This is a genomic window from Pseudomonas sp. EGD-AK9 (genome assembly GCF_000465935.2).
Taxonomy (GTDB): Bacteria; Pseudomonadota; Gammaproteobacteria; order Pseudomonadales; family Pseudomonadaceae; genus Aquipseudomonas.
Window position 1 is genome coordinate 1 of the sequence record NZ_AVOF01000640.1, and the last position, 16280, is coordinate 16280.

Annotated in this window: 18 protein-coding genes; 7 read left to right on the forward strand and 11 right to left on the reverse strand. The window is 67.0% G+C overall.

What is annotated here, in order from left to right:
- Nucleotides 1–190: 190 nt before the first annotated feature.
- From N878_RS21980 to N878_RS22005, 6 genes are all read right to left on the reverse strand, one after another.
- Nucleotides 191–844, reverse strand: coding sequence for an HAD family phosphatase (locus N878_RS21980; RefSeq protein ID WP_021445678.1), 654 nt, complete (start codon nt 842–844; stop codon nt 191–193).
- Nucleotides 844–1830 carry an ABC transporter ATP-binding protein gene (locus N878_RS21985; RefSeq protein ID WP_021445679.1) on the reverse strand — a complete coding sequence of 329 codons (987 nt, stop codon included), beginning with the start codon at nt 1828–1830 and terminating at the stop codon, nt 844–846. The genes N878_RS21980 and N878_RS21985 overlap by 1 nt, the downstream gene beginning before the upstream one ends.
- 47 nt (nt 1831–1877) lie before the next feature.
- The gene (locus tag N878_RS21990; protein ID WP_021445680.1) at nt 1878–2672 is read right to left on the reverse strand and encodes an ABC transporter permease; all 795 of its coding nucleotides are present in this window, start codon (nt 2670–2672) and stop codon (nt 1878–1880) included.
- Nucleotides 2659–3501, reverse strand: coding sequence for an ABC transporter permease subunit (locus N878_RS21995; RefSeq protein ID WP_021445681.1), 843 nt, complete (start codon nt 3499–3501; stop codon nt 2659–2661). Before N878_RS21995 ends, N878_RS21990 begins: the two co-directional genes overlap by 14 nt.
- Entirely contained in the window at nt 3498–4304 is an 807-nt protein-coding gene (locus N878_RS22000) for an alkaline phosphatase family protein (protein WP_021445682.1), read from the reverse strand. The genes N878_RS21995 and N878_RS22000 overlap by 4 nt, the downstream gene beginning before the upstream one ends.
- 101 nt (nt 4305–4405) lie before the next feature.
- Nucleotides 4406–5464: an ABC transporter substrate-binding protein gene (locus N878_RS22005; RefSeq protein WP_021445683.1), complete on the reverse strand. Its 1059-nt coding sequence runs from the start codon at nt 5462–5464 to the stop codon at nt 4406–4408.
- Nucleotides 5465–5779: 315 nt separating this feature from the next.
- On the opposite strand from N878_RS22005, the gene N878_RS22010 reads away from it, so the two are divergent.
- A complete protein-coding gene (locus N878_RS22010) occupies nt 5780–6496 on the forward strand; it encodes a UTRA domain-containing protein (RefSeq protein WP_021445684.1) in 717 nt (238 codons plus the stop codon).
- A gap of 21 nt (nt 6497–6517) precedes the next feature.
- On the opposite strand, the gene cmoB is transcribed toward N878_RS22010, so the two are convergent.
- The 4 genes from cmoB to N878_RS22030 form a co-directional block, all read right to left on the reverse strand.
- The gene (gene cmoB / locus N878_RS22015) at nt 6518–7486 is read right to left on the reverse strand and encodes a tRNA 5-methoxyuridine(34)/uridine 5-oxyacetic acid(34) synthase CmoB (RefSeq protein ID WP_021445685.1); all 969 of its coding nucleotides are present in this window, start codon (nt 7484–7486) and stop codon (nt 6518–6520) included.
- Nucleotides 7483–8226, reverse strand: a complete 744-nt coding sequence (gene cmoA / locus N878_RS22020) for a carboxy-S-adenosyl-L-methionine synthase CmoA (RefSeq protein WP_021445686.1) — start codon at nt 8224–8226, stop codon at nt 7483–7485. Before cmoA ends, cmoB begins: the two co-directional genes overlap by 4 nt.
- 68 nt (nt 8227–8294) lie before the next feature.
- Nucleotides 8295–8867 (reverse strand): hypothetical protein, encoded by a 573-nt coding sequence (locus N878_RS22025; protein WP_021445687.1) that lies wholly within the window; start codon nt 8865–8867, stop codon nt 8295–8297.
- Nucleotides 8868–8947: 80 nt separating this feature from the next.
- Entirely contained in the window at nt 8948–9583 is a 636-nt protein-coding gene (locus tag N878_RS22030) for a lysoplasmalogenase (RefSeq protein ID WP_021445688.1), read from the reverse strand.
- A gap of 163 nt (nt 9584–9746) precedes the next feature.
- Here N878_RS22030 and N878_RS22035 point away from each other — a divergent pair, with 163 nt between their 5' ends.
- Nucleotides 9747–11000 carry an RNA polymerase sigma factor gene (locus N878_RS22035; protein ID WP_021445689.1) on the forward strand — a complete coding sequence of 418 codons (1254 nt, stop codon included), beginning with the start codon at nt 9747–9749 and terminating at the stop codon, nt 10998–11000.
- A gap of 116 nt (nt 11001–11116) precedes the next feature.
- Here N878_RS22035 and rapA read toward each other — a convergent pair whose 3' ends face one another.
- On the reverse strand, nt 11117–13957 hold the full coding sequence (rapA, locus tag N878_RS22040) for an RNA polymerase-associated protein RapA (RefSeq protein WP_021445690.1): 2841 nt from the start codon (nt 13955–13957) through the stop codon (nt 11117–11119).
- Nucleotides 13958–14120: 163 nt separating this feature from the next.
- Between rapA and N878_RS22045 the strand changes: the two genes are divergently transcribed.
- The 5 genes from N878_RS22045 to N878_RS22060 form a co-directional block, all read left to right on the forward strand.
- Nucleotides 14121–14414 carry a hypothetical protein gene (locus N878_RS22045; protein ID WP_021445691.1) on the forward strand — a complete coding sequence of 98 codons (294 nt, stop codon included), beginning with the start codon at nt 14121–14123 and terminating at the stop codon, nt 14412–14414.
- Nucleotides 14415–14450: 36 nt separating this feature from the next.
- Nucleotides 14451–15050, forward strand: a complete 600-nt coding sequence (locus N878_RS22050; protein WP_021445692.1) for an alpha-ketoglutarate-dependent dioxygenase AlkB — start codon at nt 14451–14453, stop codon at nt 15048–15050.
- Nucleotides 15047–15208: a hypothetical protein gene (locus N878_RS29195; RefSeq protein WP_021445693.1), complete on the forward strand. Its 162-nt coding sequence runs from the start codon at nt 15047–15049 to the stop codon at nt 15206–15208. The genes N878_RS22050 and N878_RS29195 overlap by 4 nt, the downstream gene beginning before the upstream one ends.
- Before the next feature lie 200 nt (nt 15209–15408).
- Nucleotides 15409–15525: a cytochrome c oxidase subunit CcoM gene (ccoM, locus tag N878_RS29835; RefSeq protein ID WP_021445694.1), complete on the forward strand. Its 117-nt coding sequence runs from the start codon at nt 15409–15411 to the stop codon at nt 15523–15525.
- 176 nt (nt 15526–15701) lie between these two features.
- A partial coding sequence (locus tag N878_RS22060; protein ID WP_031303721.1) for an FUSC family protein occupies nt 15702–16280 on the forward strand: 579 nt, incomplete at its 3' end.

Genomic DNA, 16280 nt, shown 5'->3' on the forward strand with positions numbered 1-16280 from the left:
ACCCTGCTGCCGCGCCGGCTGATCAGCGCCGCGCACCGCGAACTGGGCGAGGCCGAAGGCTTCGCCGCAGTGGCGCCGGTGGAGGTGGCGCTGCATGCGCGCAACCAGCTGCCCGGCTATGCGCGGGAGCTGGCGGCGGCGTTGATCGAGGCCTGCGAAGGCATCATGAGCCGCTAGGGGGCGCGACACCCTAGCGCCAGCTGAGAATCGGCCAGCCGGCCTGCTCGGCATGGGCGCGCAGGGTCGGGTCGGGGTTGACCGCGAAAGGCCTGTCCACCAGTTGCAGCAGCGGCAGGTCGTTGCGCGAGTCGGAGTAGAAGCTGGCGCCGGCCAGGTTCTCGTTCTGCTCGGCGAGCCAGGCGTGTAGCCGTGTCACCTTGCCTTCGCGGTAGGTCAGCACGCCCTGGGTGCGGCCGCTGTAGAAGCCGTGCTGCTGTTCCAGGTCGATCGCCAGCACCTCGTCGATGCCGAAGCGCTCGGCGATCGCGCTGACCAGAAAGTGCGCCGAGGCGGAGATCACCAGCAGGCGGTCGCCGGCCTCGCGGTGGGCGGCCAGGGTGCGGCTGGCGTCGCTGTAGAAGATCGGTTCGATCACGTCCTCGACGAAGGGCTCGACCACATGGGCGACCTCCTCGGCCGTGCGTCCCACCAGCGGCGCCAGGGTGAAGGCCATGTAGTCCTCCATGGCCAGTTTGCCCGCCGCGTACAGGTGCATCAGCTCATGTTCGCGGGCGATGAAGGCTTCGCCATCGGCCCAGCCCAGCTTGGTCATTTCCACTGCCCACAGGCTGGCGCAGTCGCCGTGGATCAGGGTTTCATCGAGATCGAAGATTGCCAGGGCCATCACGCCACCTCCCGGATCGCATCGGCGCCAATGGCCAGGCTGACGCTCTGGCCGTCGTGGTGCAGGTCGGCGGCGGAGCGGTTGAGCACGTCCACCAGCAGCTCCACGCCACGGGCCTCGACCCGGTAGCGGATGACGTTGCCGAGCAGGCTGTGGCTGCGAATCCGCGCCTCGATGCCGCCGTCGGCGAAGTGGATGGCTTCCGGACGGATCGCCACGCGGCTGCCGATCGGCTGGCCGAGCAGGCGGCTGGCGGCGTCGGCGTCGAGCAGGTTGTAGTTGCCGATAAAACCGGCGGCGAAGGCATCGGCCGGTGCGGTGTAGAGGGTTTCGGCGTCGCCGCTCTGGACGATCTGGCCGCCGTTCATCAGCACGATGCGATCCGACAAGACCAGCGCCTCTTCCTGATCGTGGGTGACGAAGATGGTGGTCAGGCCCAGCTCGCGCTGGATGGCGCGGATCTGCTCGCGCAGGTGCTTGCGGATGCGCGCGTCCAGCGCCGACAGTGGCTCGTCGAGCAGCAGCAGGCGCGGGCGGGTGACCAGCGAGCGGGCCAGGGCCACGCGCTGGCACTGGCCGCCGGACAGCTGCTGCGGGTAGCGCCCGGCGTAGTCGCTGAGCTCTACCAGCTCCAGCACCTCGGCGACGCGCTTGCAGGCCTCGGCGGCAGGAACCTTCTGCATGCGCAGGCCGAAGGCGACGTTCTGCGCGGCGGTCATGTTGGGGAACAACGCGTAGCTCTGGAACACCATGCCGATGCCGCGTTTCTGCGGCGGGATAGGCACCAGATCCTGGCCACCCAGCAGGATCTGCCCGCCATCGACATCGGTCAGGCCGGCGATGCAGCGCAGCAGGGTGGACTTGCCGCAGCCGGACGGGCCGAGCAGGGTGATGAACTGGCCCTGGCCGATCTCGATGTTGATGTCGGTGAAGATGGACGTGGCGCCGTAGCTTTTATGCAGGCCGCGGATATTCAGAAAACTCATCGGTCGTTCCTTATCAATCTATCTGGGTTTCGCAAGCTCAACCCAGCCTAGGATTTGTCCTTGTTCAGACGGTTGGCCGCCCAGGTCATCAGCAGCACGAACAGGAAGTAGGAGATCACCAGGGCGCTGGTGAAATGGCCGCTGTCGTTGCGCATGTTGTACAGGTACACCTGCAGCGTTTCGTAGCGGCTGCCCACCAGCAGGTTGGCGAAGACGAATTCGCCGAACAGGAAGCTGAAGGACAAAAACACCGAGACCATCAGGCCCTTGCGCAGATTCGGCAGCACCACCATGAAGGCCGCGCGCCAGGTACTGGCGCCGAGCAGGTGGGCGGCGTCCATCAGGTCGCGCAGGTTGATCGCCTGCAAATTGTTGGTTATGGCCCGGTACATGAAGGGCAGGGCGATGGTGAAGAAGCAGCCGATCAGGATCCACGGCGTGCCAAGAATCGGCAGCGGGCCGGCGGCGAACAGCTGCATCAGGCCCACCGAGGACACCACCGGCGGAATGGCGAAGGGCAGCAGGATCAGCACGTTCATCACGGCGTCCAGCTTGGGGAAGTGGTAGTTGACCACGAACAGCAGCGGCAGGATCAGCAGCAGCGCCAGTGCCAGGGCAGCGATGCACACCAGCAGCGAGCGGCCGAAGGCGGCGAGAAAGCGTGCATCGCTCCACAGCGTCAGGTACCACTTGAAGGTGAAACCGCTGGGCAGGATGGTCGCCGACCAGCTGGTGGACAGCGAATAGACCAGGGTGCCGAGCAGCGGCAGCAGCAGGATCAGAAACAGCAGGTAGACCACCAGCTGGTGGAACAGCGGCGAGCGTTTTTCAGCGGGCGACATGGTAGCTCCGGCGCAGCAGCCATTGGTGGACGACGGTGATCAGGGTCATCAGGCCGACCAGCACCATGGCCAGGGCGCTGGCCATGTTCGGGTCGAGGAAGATGTCGCCGGAGACCATCGCCGCGATACGGATCGGCAGGATGTTGAAGTTGCCGGTGGTCAGCGCATACACCGTGGCATAGGCGCCGAGGGCATTGGCCAGGAGGATGACGAAGGTGCCGAGCAGCGCCGGGGTCAGCACCGGCAGGCCGATATGCCGCCAGAACTGCCAGGTGCTGGCGCCGAGCAGCTCGGCCGACTCGCGCCAGTCCTCGCGCAGGGCGTCGAAGGCCGGGTAGAGCAGCAGCACGCCGAGGGGAATCTGGAAGTAGGTGTAGAGCACGATCAGGCCGGTCTTGGAATAGAGATTGAAGTCTTCGATCAGGCCCATCTGCTTGAGCAGGATGGTCAGCGCGCCGTTGAAACCGAGCAGGATGATGAAGGCGAAGGCCAGCGGCACCCCGGAGAAGTTGCTGGTCATGTTGGAAAACGCCATGACGAAATCGCGCAGGCGACTGCTGACCTGGCGCAGCGAGTAGCTGCCGATGATGGCGATGACGATGCCGAACAGGCTCGACCAGAAGGCGACCTCCAGGCTGTGGCGCATGGCCTGGCGGTAGAAGGCCGAGGAGAAGGCCTGCTGGAAATTGCCCAGGCCCCAGCCTTCGGCGGTGTTCAGGCTGTTGCTCGCCACCCAGGCCAGTGGCGCGATCTGGAAGGCGAAGAAGAACAGGGCGAAGGGCAGCAGGCACAGCAACGCCCAACCCTTGCCGGCAATGGGTGACTTCATGCGAGCAGCTCCCTGCACCAGGCTTTGTCATGGGCCGCGCCAAGCAGCTGGCAGACGGTGCCGCACAGCTCGGTCTGCTGCGGGCGGGCTGCCGGGTCGAGGCTGAAGGCGCTGCCAAGCACGATCAGCGGCACTTCGCGCTCCTCCGGCAGCAGGCCGTTGTGGCTGCGGTCGGCGTTCATGCCGTGGTCGGCGGTCACCAGGATCTGGTAGCCGGCGTCGAGCCAGGTCTGGATGTATTCGGCCAGCAGCACGTCGGCCATGCGCGCGGCGTTGCGGTACTGCGGGCTGTCGAGGCCGTGCTTGTGGCCGGCGTCGTCGATGTTCATCGGATGCACCAGCAGCAGGTTGGGGCTATGGCGCTGGCGCAGGCTGTCGGCATCGGCCAGCAGGTGCGAATCCGGGTAATGGTCGGCGTAGTAGAAGTGGCCGTGCTGGATCGGCAGCGACGGATCAAAGGTGTGGCGGTCGCGGGCGGCGACGAAGGGCGCACGGTTGTACAGCTCGCTGACCCAGTGATAGGCCGCGGCGGCGGTGCTCAGGCCGGCGTCACGGGCGTAGTGGAAGATGCTGCGCTGATTCGACAGGCGCACCACATCGTTGTGCACGATGCCGCTGTCGATGGGCGCCACGCCGGTGAGGATGCATTCGTAGAGCGGGCGGGACAGTGCCGGCAGTGCGCAGTCGAGCTTGTACAGCGCAGCGCGCCCGGCCTGGCAGTAAGCCAGCAGGTGGCCCAGCGCATGCTGGGCCACCTGATAGCTCAGGCCATCCAGTACCACCAGGATGACGTTGTGCTTCATGGGGTTCTCTCGTTCGGTCGTAGCCCGGATGCAAGCCGGGGAGCATTCGACGCCTGCCCCGGATTGCATCCGGGCTACGCATCAAAGGTGGCGCGACGGCATCAATTCATATTGATGATCACGTGCTCCTGCCACAGGCGCGGCAGGGCCTTGGAGGTGGCCTCCCAGGCAGCGGCGTCCTTGATCGGCTGGACCTTGGCGTACTGCTCCTGCGGCAGCAACTTGGCCTGCACCTCGGCCGGCAGCTCGATGTGCTCGGCGCGGATCGGCCGGGCGTTGCCCTTGGCCAGGTTGATCTGCCCGGCGTCGCTCAAGATGTATTCGCGGGTCAGCTTGGCGGCATTGGGGTTCTTCGCCCACTTGTTGATGATGGTGCTGTAGCCGGAGATCACCGAACCGTCGGACGGGATCAGCACCTCGAAACGCTCGGGGTCGATCTGGTCGCGGTAGGACAGGCCGTTGAAGTCCCACACCACGCCCACTTCCACTTCGCCCTTTTCCAGGGTCTGGATGGTCGGGTTGGCCAGCGACAGGCGGCCCTGCTTGGCCAGTTCGCCGTAGAAGTCCAGCGCTGGCTGCACGTTGCTCTCGTTGCCGCCCATGGCGATGGCGGCGGCCAGCACGCCGTTGACGGCTTGCGCGGCGGTGCTCACGTCGCCGGCGGAAACCTTGTAGGTGCCGGTCTTGAGGTCGGCCCAGGAGCGCGGAATGTCCTTGACCAGCTGCTTGTTGACGATGAAGGCGATGGAGCCGGTGTAGGCCAGCATCCAGTGGCCATCCTGATCCTTGGCCCAATCCGGGATCTGCGCCCAGGTGCTCGGCTTGTACGGCTGGGTCACGCCCTGCTGCACGGCGATGGGGCCGAAGGCGGCGCCGACGTCGCCGATATCGGCGGTGGCGTTTTCCTTCTCGGCGGCGAACTTGGCGATTTCCTGCGCCGAGCTCATGTCGGTGTCCTGGTGCTTGAGACCGTAGAGGCGCGCGAGGTCCGCCCAGGTGTCTTTCCAGTTGGCCCAGCTGTCGGGCATACCCACGCTATTCACCGCGCCCTCGGCGCGTGCAGCCTGTTCCAGTGCCTGCAAGTCGGTGCCTTCGGCCATGGCGGAGGTCGCCAGGGCGATGGCCGAGCCCATCAGTGAAGCCAGCAGCAGTTGTTTCATCGGAAACTCCTTTGCATGAGAGTGTTGGTCTAGATCAGCAAGACCTGAGCCAATCTAGGCGCCTTCAATGACAGTTTTATGTCGGGTCGCCGGGGGCAGATGTCTAGGCTTGACCGGCTGGCGCGCTCAACAAGCGTAGACCATGGCTAAGTAACTGATTTCGCGGCCTGCGGACCTTGGCGGCGGTGGCATGCGGCGTGCTTGTAGCAGGGTTGTCATCTGCCGGTCATCTAGACTGCCTAGGCTGGTAAGCCGTCCGAGCACACGACTTTCGCCCTGCGATGGGGCTGGACTAGTCCATAAGGGAGACAATTGATGCGCGAAGAAGCGCCGCGGGCCGTCACCGTCATCTGCCGCGCGTTGCAGGAGCAGATCGACCGCGGCCTGCTGCCCTCCGGTAGCAAGCTGCCGGCCGAACGCAAGCTCAGCGAACTGTTCGATACCACCCGCATCACCCTGCGCGAGGCGCTCGGCCAGCTGGAGGCGCAGGGCCTGGTCTACCGCGAGGAGCGCCGCGGCTGGTTCGTCTCGCCGACGCGGGTGGCCTACAACCCGCTGGTGCGGACGCACTTCCACGCCATGGTTGCCGAACAGGGGCGAGTGCCGGCCACCGAAGTGCTCAGCGCGCGGTTGATGCCGGCCAGTGCGCAGATCTGCCAGGTGCTGGAGCTGCCGGCGCTGTCCAGCGTCTACCAGGTGTGCCGCGCGCGGCGCATCGACGGGCGCCTGGTGCTTTACGTCGAGCACTACCTGAACCCGGCCTATTTCCCCGGCATTCTCGAGTTCGAGCTGACCCGCTCGCTGACCGACCTCTATGCCAGCGAGTACGGCATCCACTACGGCCGCGTGCGCTTCGACATGGTGCCCACCGCGCTGCACGCCGAAGCCGCGGCCAGCCTCAAGGTGGCGCCGGGCAGCCCGGCGCTGCGCATCACCCGGGTCAACCGCGACCAGCACGGGCGCATCATCGACTGCGACCTGGAGTTCTGGCGCCACGACGCCATCCACGTCAGTGTCGAAGTGCCGGAGTAGGGGGCGCCGGTACCCCAGGGGCTACGGCTTGCGCGCGATCAGCACGGCGCGGGTCGGCGCCGGCAGGCCTTCGACGGTGCGGCTGTGGTCGGCCGGGTCGAGGAATTCCGGTAGCGACTGGAAGCGCATCCACTCGGTGGCGCGTTGTTCGTCCACCGAGGTGGTGCTGACGTCCACGCAGCGCACGTCCTCGAAGCCGGCGCGGCGCAGCCAGCGCTGCAGCGCCGGGACCGAGGGCAGGAACCAGACGTTGCGCATCTGCGCGTAGCGATCCTCGGGGACCAGCACCTGTTCGGCGTCGCCCTCGACCACCAGGGTTTCCAGCACCAGTTCGCCGCCCTTGACCAGCGCGTCCTTGAGGTCGAGCAGGTGGTCGATGGGCGAGCGGCGGTGATACAGCACGCCCATGGAGAACACCGTGTCGAAGCCCTGCAGCTTGGCCGGCAGCTCCTCGAAGGCCAGCGGTAGGTGCCACACCGGTTGCTCCGGCAGGTAGCGCTTCATTGCCAGGAACTGGCAGAGGAACAGCCAGTTGGGGTCGATGCCGACCACGCTGCCAGCCCCGGCGCCGAGCATGCGCCACATGTAGTAGCCGTTGCCGCAGCCGACGTCGAGGATGCGTTTGCCGGCCAGATCCAGGTGCGGGGCGACGCGCTGCCATTTCCAGTCCGAGCGCCACTCGGTGTCGATGTGCACGCCGAACAACTCGAACGGCCCCTTGCGCCAGGGAATCAACCCCTGCAATGCAGCTTTCAATTGTGCGCGGCTGGCCTCGTCGCAGGCGCCGCCGAAGGCAAAGCGCTGCGCCAGCTCCACTTCGCTCACTGTCAGTGACGGCAGCGCCTGCACGGCGCCGTACCAGCGCGCCAGATCGCCGTGCCCTATGGCCAGCTTGGTATCGAGCTGACCAGGCAGATCGGCCGCCCAGTCCTGCAGCGCCGTGCCGGCCAGTTGCGCCTGCAGGGCGTCGAGGTCCAGATCGCGCATCATGGCAGGGCCACCAGCGAGGCGAAGTTCAGGCACTGGAACCAGGGCACCACCTGGCTGAAACCGGCGGCCAGCAGGCGTTCGCGGTGCTGCTGGAGGCTGTCCGGCAGCATCACCTTCTCGATGGCGCTGCGCTTCTGCGCGATTTCCAGTTCGCTGTAGCCGTTGGCGCGCTTGAAGGCGACGTGCAGCTCGGTGAGCAGGTCGTGCTCGGCGGCGTCCTCGAAGCGCAGCTTTTCCGAGAGGATCAGCGCGCCGCCCGGCAGCAGCGCCTGGCGGATGCGCGTGAGCAGCTCCAGGCGCCGCTCCGGCGGGATGAACTGCAAGGTGAAGTTGAGCGTGACCAGCGAGGCGGGTTGCAGCTCGAAGGCAAGAATGTCCGCCTCGATCACTTCCGCCGGCAGCAGTTCCTGGAACATGGCGTCCTGCGCGTGCAGGTACTCGCTGCAGCGCGCGACCATGGCCGGCGAGTTGTCCACCGCGATCACCTTGCAGCCATCGACGCGCACGTGGCGGCGCAGCGCCTGGGTCACCGCGCCGAGCGAGGCGCCGAGGTCGTACAGCAGGGTGTGTGGCTGGGCGAACTGACCGGCGAGCACGCCGATGTTCTCGACTATGGTCGGGTAGCCGGGCACCGAGCGCTTGATCATGTCGGGGAACACCCGCACCACGTCCTCGTTGAAGACGAAATCGGGCACCTCGGCCAGCGGCTGGGCGAATAGACGGTCGGGTTCTTGGCTCACGGGCGGTCGCAACGGGCAGCGGAAAAGGCCGGCATTTTAGCCAAGAGCGCGGCCGGGCTGAACAGGCACTACTTCAACTGGTCGGAAAAGAATTCGCCGGCGCCCTGCAGCGGGCCCAGCGGATTGCGCTTGACCTCCAGGCGGCGGATGTTCGGCTCGCCGTTGCTGACCTTGTGCACCAGCTTGTCGTCGACCAGCACGAACACCGCGCGGAACACCCAACCCTGCAGCTCGCGGTTCTTGCGAAAGTTCAGCACGTCGGCCCAGAAGCTGCCGACCCGCTGGGTATCGGTCTTGGTGAACTCGAAGGCGTAGCCGACGCAGCGGTCCTTGGCCTCCAGGCAGCGCACCAGGCCGTCCGGCAGGTAGGCGATGGGCACGTTGGGCTGGACGAACATCAGCCGCACGTCGATGAACGAGAGCATCTTGCCATTGCCATGGGCCAGCGGGTCGAAGCCCAGGGAGAACAGTTCGGCGCGGTCGGTCAGCCCCGGCACCGCCTGCGAGTAACGCATCTCGGCGTCGAGGTAGTCGCCGAAGGGCGACAGCGATTCGGCCCGTTCGCTGGGTAGCAAGCTGCCGCAGCCCGCCAACCCGGTCGTCAGCAGAATCAGCCCGACCGCCCGCCCGATGACTACCATATCGCTCACCCTGAAGTGGACTGCTCTGTAACTCCTATAGTCGATTTATGCTCGGCCTGCCGGCCCGTCCGCGGAACGGTTCAGGTGCGTCGATCGAAGGCCGAGGCGGTGATCCCCCATTGCCCCAGCCAGTAGGTCAGGATGATGGCATAGGGCGCGGCGGCGAAGCTGGCGACGAAGCGATCGATGCCGATCAGGCTGTCGGACAGCACGAACAGCGCCGCGCCGGCGGCGGCCAGATAAGTCGAGTGCGGCTGCAGCTCGGGGTTGCCGAGGCGGGCCAGGGCGCGCCACAGCATCAGGCTGATGACCAGGGCGTAGCAGGCCACCGGAATCAACATCGGGCCCAGGCCGCTGGCGGCCAGCACGGCGAACATCGCGCCGCCGGCGCCGAGCGCCAGCAGCAGGGCGGGCAGGGCCGGGCGGCGGGTGTCGGAGAAGTAGGCGCGCAGGTAGGCCAGGTGGCCGAGGAGGAAGGCGCCGAGGCCGAACACGAACAGATCGCCCGGCCAGTCCAGCAGGATGTCGCCGGCCAGGGAGCACAGCAGGCCGATGCCGATCCAGCGCCGGTAGGTGCCGGCCGGCGCCTGGCGCAGCCAGAGCAGCAGGGCGATCACCGGAATGCCCTTGGTCAGCAGGCTTAGTTGCGCATCGCCGCTGATCCGGCCGTAGAGAAAGATCGCGGCTCCCGCCAAGCCGAGCAACAACCAGCGCATAGTGAGGCTCCATCCAATGATCGAATGGCCGGCACTATGCCGGGCAGGCGTGGCGCTGCCAATGCGCAGCGTGCCAGGCCGAGTGGCGGATCGTGCCGCCGCTCGACCATTGCCCGCTTAGCGGGCATTGTTGAGCCTCGTCGTCGCCATGGAGGCCGTTGCAATGGATACACCCAGCGAGATCGGCGCCCTGATCGAACGCCTGTATCGCGAGGAGTCGCGCCGCGTGCTGGCGACCCTGATCCGCCTGCTGGGCGACTTCGACCTGGCCGAGGAGGCGCTGCACGAGGCCTTTCGCGTGGCAGTGGAACAGTGGCCGCAGGAGGGCGTGCCGGCCAATCCGCGCGCCTGGCTGGTGTCGACCGGGCGCTTCAAGGCCATCGACAACCTGCGCCGCCAGCGTCGTTTCCAGCCGCTCGACGAGCAGGCCGAGCTGCCCGACGAGGCGCCGCTGGAGGAGGGCGAGCTGCTCGAAGACGACCGTCTGCGCCTGATCTTCACCTGCTGCCACCCGGCGCTGGCCAACGATGCCCAGGTGGCGCTGACCCTGCGCGAGGTGTGCGACCTGACCACCGAGGAGATCGCCCGTGCCTTTCTTGCCAGCCCCGCGACCCTGGCCCAGCGCATCGTCCGCGCCAAGAGCAAGATCCGCGATGCACGGATTCCCTACGAGGTGCCGGGGCGCAGCGAGCTGCCCGAGCGCCTGGAGGCGGTGTTGCGGGTGGTCTACCTGGTGTTCAACGAGGGCTACTTCGCCAGCTCCGGCGATTCGCTGACCCGCAGTCAGTTGTCCGACGAGGCCATTCGCCTGGGGCGGTTGCTGGCGGAGTTGCTGCCCGAGCCGGAGGTGCAGGGGCTGCTGGCGCTGATGCTGCTGCACGAGTCGCGCCGCGCCGCGCGCAGCGGCGTCGACGGCGAGGTGATTCTGCTCGAGGCGCAGGATCGTGGTCTGTGGAACCCCGAGCTGATCGCCGAGGGCGAGGTGCTGGTGCTGCAGGCCCTGCATTCGCGACGCTTCGGCCCCTACAGCCTGCAGGCGGCCATTGCTGCGGTGCATGCCGAGGCGCCGAGCCTGGAGGCGACCGACTGGGCGCAGATCGTCGGCCTTTACGATGAACTGCTGCGCCTGACGCCCTCGCCGGTGATCGAGCTCAATCGCGCAGTGGCCCTGGCCATGCGCGACGGCCCCGAGGCGGGGCTGGCGCAGGTCGACCGGCTGCTGGCGGCCGGCGAGCTGGACAATTACCACCTGGCCCATGCCGCCCGCGCCGACCTGCTGCGCCGCCTGGACCGCCGCGAACAGGCGCGTGCCGCCTACCGCCAGGCCCTGGCGCTGGCGCAGCAGGGGCCGGATCGGCAGTTTTTGCAGAAAAGGCTGGAGGAGTTGGAGGCACGCGAGGCGGACGACAAGCCCTAGGGTGTCGCGGGGCCGCCTAGGCTGTGCGCACCATTTGCCACAGTTCGTCGCCCGGATAGGCATAACAGGTGGCGGGCATTGAACCCTCTCCCAGAGGGAGAGGGGCTTTTCAGCACTTAACCGGCCACCAGCACGCGAATCGCTTCCAGACGCAGGGCAGCCTTGTCGAACATCGCCAGGCTCTGCTCGCGCTGCTGGCGCAGGGCCTCGATCTCGCTGTCGCGCACGCTGGGGTTGACCGCCTGCAGGGCGACCAGGCGCGCCAGTTCCTCGTCCAGCTCGGCGATCAGGCGGCGCTTGGCCTCGGCCACGCGCTCGACGTGGCGCGGCATGACCTTGGCTTCGGCGTCGTTGAGCTGCTTGGTCAGCACGTCGCGCTGGGCCTGGACGAACTTGTTGGCGCTGGCGCGCGGCACGCTTTCCAGCTGGTCATTGAGGGTTTCGAAGCCGACCTTGGCGGCCAGGTCGTTGCCATTGGCGTCGAACAGGCAGCGCAAGGCGGCCGGGGGCAGGAAGCGGCCCAGTTGCAGTTTGCGCGGGCCGACCACTTCGCTGACGTAGAGCAGCTCCAGCAGCACGGTGCCGGGCTTGAGCGCCTTGTTCTTGATCAGCGCCACCGCGGTGTTGCCCATCGAGCCGGACAGCACCAGGTCCATACCGCCCTGCACCATGGGGTGTTCCCAGGTGAGGAACTGCATGTCCTCGCGGGCCAGGGCCTGGTCGCGGTCGTAGGTCACGGTCACCGCCTCGTCGTCGCCGAGCGGGAAGCTGGCGTCCAGCATCTTCTCGCTGGGGCGCAGGATCAGGGCGTTGTCGGAGTGGTCTTCGCTGTCGATGCCGAAGGCGTTGAACAGCTCTTCCATGTAGATCGGCAGGCTGAACTGGTCGTCCTGCTCGAGGATGGCTTCGACCAGCGCCTCGCCTTCACCGGCGCCACCGGAGTTGAGTTCCAGCAGACGGTCGCGGCCGCTGTGCAACTCACCTTCCAGGCGAATGCGCTCGGCGGTGGCCTCGTCGATCAACTGTTGCCACTGGCCGTCGTCGCCGCTTTCCAGCAGCGGCAGCAGGCGCGGGCCGAACTGGTGCTGCAGGGCGTTGCCGGTGGGGCAGGTGGCGAGGAAGGCGTTCAGCGCCTGGTGATACCACTGGAACAGGCGTTCCTGCGGGCTGTTCTCCAGGTAGGGCACATGGAGCTGGATACGGTGCTTCTGACCGATGCGGTCGAGACGGCCGATGCGCTGTTCGAGCAGGTCCGGGTGGGCCGGCAGGTCGAACAGCACCAGGTGATGGGCGAACTGGAAATTGCGGCCTTCGGAGCCGATCTCCGAGCAGATCAGCACCTGGGCGCCGAATTCTTCGTCGGCGAAGTAAGCGGCGGCGCGGTCGCGCTCGAGGATGCTCATGCCCTCGTGGAACACCGTGGCCGGGATGCCGGAGCGCACGCGCAGGGCGTCTTCCAGGTCCAGGGCGGTCTCGGCGTGGGCGCAGATCACCAGCACCTTGTATTTCTTGAGCATCTTCAGGGTGTCGATCAGCCACTCGACGCGCGGGTCGAAGCGCCACCAGCGCTGCTCCTCGTCCACCTCGTCCTGGGCCTGGTAGCCGACTTCCGGGTACAGCTCGGCATGCTCGCCGACCGGCAATTCCAGGTACTCGACCGGGCAGGGCAGCGGGTAGGGGTGCAGCTCGCGCTCGGGGAAACCCTGCACCGCGGCGCGGGTGTTGCGAAACAGCAGACGACCGGTGCCGTGGCGGTCCAGCAGCTCGCGTACCAGGCGCGCGCGTGCGGCTTCGTCGCCGCCGTCGATGGCATCCAGCAGCTCGCGGCCCTCGTCGCCGAGGAAACCGCCGATGGCGTCGCGCGCCTGGGCGCTGAGCTTGCCGTGGTCGAGCAGTTCCTGCACCGCCTCGGCCACCGGACGGTACTGGCCGCTCTCGGCGCGGAAAGCGTCCAGGTCATGGAAGCGCGCCGGATCGAGCAGGCGCAGGCGGGCGAAGTGGCTGTCCTGGCCGAGCTGCTCGGGGGTGGCGGTGAGCAGCAGCACGCCGGGGATGACTTCGGCCAGTTGCTCGACCAACGAGTACTCGGCGCTGGCCTGTTCCGGGTGCCAGACCAGGTGGTGGGCTTCGTCGACCACCAACAGGTCCCAGCCGGCGGCGAACAGCGCGTCCTGGGCCTTCTCGTCGTCCTTCAGCCACTCCAGGGCGACCAGCGCCAGCTGGCAATCCTCGAAGGGGTTGCTGGCGTCGCTTTCCATGAAGCGCTCGGCGTCGAACAGCGCCACGTCCAGGTTGAAGCGCCGGCGCATCTCCACCAGCCACTGGTGCTGCAGGTTCTCCGGCACCAGGATCAGCACGCGGCCGGCGCGGCCGGAGAGCAGCTGGCGGTGGATCACCAGGCCGGCCTCGATGGTCTTGCCCAGGCCCACTTCATCGGCCAGCAGCACGCGCGGGGCGATGCGGTCGGCCACCTCGCGGGCGATGTGCAGCTGGTGGGCGATCGGCTGGGCGCGCGCGCCGCCCAGGCCCCACAGCGAGGATTGCAGCAGGCGGCTGTTATGCTCCAGGCTGTGGTAGCGCAGGGCGAACCAGGCCAGCGGGTCGATCTGCCCGGCGAACAGGCGGTCGCTGGCCAGGCGGAACTGGATGAAGTTCGACAGCTGCGTCTCCGGCAGGGTGACGCTCTGGTGCTGACCGTTGAGGCCGTGGTAGACCAGCAGGCCGTCGATGTCCTCGACCTCCTGCACGGTGAGCTTCCAGCCCTCGAAATGGGTGATCTCGTCGCCCGGGGCGAAGCGCACGCGGGTCAGCGGGGCGTTGCGCGTGGCGTACTGGCGCGTCTCGCCGGTGGCCGGGTAGAGCACGGTGAGCAGGCGGCCGTCCTCGGCGAGGATGGTGCCTAGCCCCAATTCCGCCTCGCTGTCACTGATCCAGCGTTGCCCCGGTTGATACTGCATGCCTGTCTCCCCGCGTGAAAAAGCCGGCTATGGTAACGGATGCGCTGCCCGGGCCAAAGCGGCCATGGCACTTATGCCGTTCGACTCAGTCGAAAGTGTAGCGAGCACCGCCTAAAGTCGCGGCTTGCGGGGCCGACAGCCTGACCAAAGGAGGTGCGATTACGTGTTACCACCTATCCCCCACAGCCTGGTGCCGGTCACTGCCTCGCAAGACGTGATCAAGCCCAAGCCCGAGATTCCGCCGGTGACGCCAGCCGAGGCCAGCGCCAAGGAAAGCGCGCTGAACCTGGACAAGCGCCACCCGCAGGAAACCGAGGAGCTGCTGCGCGAAGAGCAGCGCCGCCGTCAGCGCCGCGGCTACACCCCCGAACAGCTGGCCGCGGCCGAGCCGGAGGAGGTGGAGCAGGCACTGGGCGATCTGCCGCGCCAGGGATTATGGGTGGATGTGGAAGTCTGACAGACTGGCCGCCTGTGTCTTTCTCCGAGTCTCATCATGCTGTTTGCCGATCCCTTGCCCGAGCTGGCCGATGCCGAGCTGGACTACCAGCCGGGCTGGGTCGACGCCGCCGTGGCCGATATCTGGCTCGCCGCCTTGGTGGACGAGACGCCCTGGCAGCAGCCGGAGCTGTTCATCCATGGCCGTTACCACCGGGTGCCACGCCTGACCGCCTGGTACGGCGAGCCCGAGGCGCGCTATCGCTATTCCGGCAAGCTTCACCAGCCGCTGCCCTGGACGCCGTTGCTCGATGAGATTCGCCGGCAGGTCGTGAGGGCCGTAGGCCAGCCGCTCAATGCCGTGCTGCTCAACTATTACCGCGATGGCCAGGATTCCATGGGCTGGCACAGCGATGCCGAAGCCGAGCTGGGGCGCAATCCGCTGATCGCCTCGCTCAACCTCGGCGGCAGCCGGCGCTTCGACCTGCGCCGGGTCGGCAGCACGCGTATCGGCCATTCGCTGATGCTGGAACACGGCTCGCTACTGGTCATGCGCGGGCCGACCCAGCATCATTGGCAGCACCAAGTGGCGAAGACGCGCCAGCCCTGCGCGCCGCGCCTGAACCTGACCTTTCGCCTGATCCGGTTTCCGCTATGAGCAACGACGACAAGCTGATCGACTTCGCCGCCGAACGCGGCAAGCGCATCCACGACCTCAACGACAAGCGTCTCGACGAGATGCGCCAGGCCTTCGAGCAGGCCCTGCCGCTGGCCAAGGCGAAGAAGAAGCCTAAGCACAAACCGAAGAAGCGCTGAAGCCTCCTGCCCCTTTGCCGCCCTGGGCGGCGCTGCCGCCGTGTCCGCTCGCTCCGTGCCCCTCGATTGCTTGACCTGGATCAGTGTTGCCGCCGCCAGGGCGGCGGCCGCCGTCGCGCATTGACCCAGATCAATTGTCCTCCCGCCGCCGCTGGTAACGTGCAGTCATCCCAGACAGGCAGGCACAACAGGAGGCAGCCATGTTCGTCGATACAGTGGTTCTCGCCGGAGTCGGCACGGTTGTTCTGATGGTCGCCTTTTTCGGCGGGGTCGGTTACTTCATCTGGAAGGATTCGCACAAGCGCAAGCCGAGCTGATCTTTTCGGTTTACAGGGCACGCAAGGCAATTCGGGCGACTTCGGTCGCCCTTTTTTATGGGCGTGCGGCGTGCGGGGCTGGACGCAAACTAAGTAGCTAGCTAATAATTAGCTTGTTTCGTAGGCGCTATGACGCTCGTCTACGCTTTCCTCGCCCAGTCCTTGAAGCCGATTCCATGCGCGATGCCCTGCTGGCCTTTGTGGCGCCCAGCGCCCAGGCCCTTCAGTTTGCGATCAAGACCCTGCTGGGCGGCGGCCTGGCGCTGTGGTTCGCCTTCCGTTTCGATCTGCCGCAGCCGCAGTGGGCGTTGATGACCGCCTTTATCGTCGCCCAGCCGCTGTCCGGCATGGTGGTGCAGAAGGGCCTGGCGCGCCTGCTCGGCACCCTGGTCGGCACCGTCATGGCGGTGCTGCTGATGGCGCTGTTCGCCCAGGCGCCCTGGTTGTTCCTGCTCGCCCTGGCGTTCTGGCTGGGGCTGTGCACCGCCGCCTCGAGCATGCTGCGCAGCGCCTGGAGCTATGCCTTCGTGCTGGCCGGCTACACCGTGGCGATCATCGGCCTGCCGGCCATCGACGCGCCGCTGACGGTGTTCGATCAGGCGGTGGCGCGCTGCACGGAAATCTGCCTGGGGATTGTCTGCGCCACCGCAGTCAGCGCGGTGCTCTGGCCGCAGCGGGTCGAGCGCCAGCTGGTGCAGCAGGCACGCAGCGCCTGGCAGGCCGGGGTGAACGCCGCGGCCTCGGCACTGGTCGGC

Excerpts from the sequence above, each read along its gene's own strand:
- N878_RS21980 (WP_021445678.1), bottom strand. The coding sequence starts at position 844 with ATGGCCCTGGCAATCTTCGATCTCGATGAAACCCTGATCCACGGCGAC.
- N878_RS21985 (WP_021445679.1), bottom strand. The coding sequence starts at position 1,830 with ATGAGTTTTCTGAATATCCGCGGCCTGCATAAAAGCTACGGCGCCACG.
- N878_RS21990 (WP_021445680.1), bottom strand. The coding sequence starts at position 2,672 with ATGTCGCCCGCTGAAAAACGCTCGCCGCTGTTCCACCAGCTGGTGGTC.
- N878_RS21995 (WP_021445681.1), bottom strand. The coding sequence starts at position 3,501 with ATGAAGTCACCCATTGCCGGCAAGGGTTGGGCGTTGCTGTGCCTGCTG.
- N878_RS22000 (WP_021445682.1), bottom strand. The coding sequence starts at position 4,304 with ATGAAGCACAACGTCATCCTGGTGGTACTGGATGGCCTGAGCTATCAG.
- N878_RS22005 (WP_021445683.1), bottom strand. The coding sequence starts at position 5,464 with ATGAAACAACTGCTGCTGGCTTCACTGATGGGCTCGGCCATCGCCCTG.
- N878_RS22010 (WP_021445684.1), top strand. The coding sequence starts at position 5,780 with ATGCGCGAAGAAGCGCCGCGGGCCGTCACCGTCATCTGCCGCGCGTTG.
- cmoB (WP_021445685.1), bottom strand. The coding sequence starts at position 7,486 with ATGATGCGCGATCTGGACCTCGACGCCCTGCAGGCGCAACTGGCCGGC.
- N878_RS22025 (WP_021445687.1), bottom strand. The coding sequence starts at position 8,867 with ATGGTAGTCATCGGGCGGGCGGTCGGGCTGATTCTGCTGACGACCGGG.
- N878_RS22030 (WP_021445688.1), bottom strand. The coding sequence starts at position 9,583 with ATGCGCTGGTTGTTGCTCGGCTTGGCGGGAGCCGCGATCTTTCTCTAC.
- N878_RS22035 (WP_021445689.1), top strand. The coding sequence starts at position 9,747 with ATGGATACACCCAGCGAGATCGGCGCCCTGATCGAACGCCTGTATCGC.
- rapA (WP_021445690.1), bottom strand. The coding sequence starts at position 13,957 with ATGCAGTATCAACCGGGGCAACGCTGGATCAGTGACAGCGAGGCGGAA.
- N878_RS22050 (WP_021445692.1), top strand. The coding sequence starts at position 14,451 with ATGCTGTTTGCCGATCCCTTGCCCGAGCTGGCCGATGCCGAGCTGGAC.
- N878_RS29195 (WP_021445693.1), top strand. The coding sequence starts at position 15,047 with ATGAGCAACGACGACAAGCTGATCGACTTCGCCGCCGAACGCGGCAAG.
- ccoM (WP_021445694.1), top strand. The coding sequence starts at position 15,409 with ATGTTCGTCGATACAGTGGTTCTCGCCGGAGTCGGCACGGTTGTTCTG.